This is a genomic window from Micromonospora sp. LOL_013 (assembly GCF_048060315.1).
In the GTDB taxonomy this organism is placed as follows: Bacteria; Actinomycetota; Actinomycetes; order Mycobacteriales; family Micromonosporaceae; genus Micromonospora_E.
On the sequence record NZ_JBHMIQ010000109.1, the window covers coordinates 1 to 593 of the forward strand.

Here is a 593-nt window from a genome sequence, read left to right on the forward strand (position 1 = left end):
TTGCCGCAGGGCGCGGCGCCGTCGACGGTGACCGTGTCGCAGGACGCGGCGGGCCGCTGGTTCGTGTCCCTGCTCTGCGACGACCGGAGCGAACCGGCCAAGGCCCGGTTGGCGGTGGCCCGGGTTCATGCCCGGATCGCCGACCGCCGCCGCGACCACCTGCACAAGTTGACCGCTCGGCTCGTTCGTGAAACCCAAACGATCGTGATCGAGGACCTGACCGTCCGCACCATGATGGCCGGTCACCGTCTGGCCCGCGCCGTCTCGGACGCGGGCTGGCGGCGGTTCCGCAGCATGCTGGGGTACAAGACCGACTGGTACGGCCGGGACCTGGTGGTCGTGGACCGCTGGTTCCCGTCGACCCGGCTGTGTTCGGGCTGTGGCGTGCTGGCTGACCGGATGCCGTTGGCGGTCCGGTCGTGGACCTGCCGGTGCGGGCAGGCCCATGACCGGGATGTCAACGCGGCCCGGAACATTCTCGCGGAGGGGCTCTCCGTGATTGCCTGTGGAGGCGGTGTGAGACCTCACCGGGAGTTCTCCTCTCGGACGGGGCGGTCGTCGGTGAAACAGGAACCCCCGAGCGCGACCAAGGG

Annotated in this window: 1 protein-coding gene; it reads left to right on the forward strand. The window is 70.3% G+C overall.

What is annotated here, in order from left to right; translation table 11 throughout:
• Positions 1-593: RNA-guided endonuclease InsQ/TnpB family protein (locus ACFHWS_RS28535; RefSeq protein WP_416569587.1), on the forward strand; the 593-nt coding region annotated here is incomplete at both ends.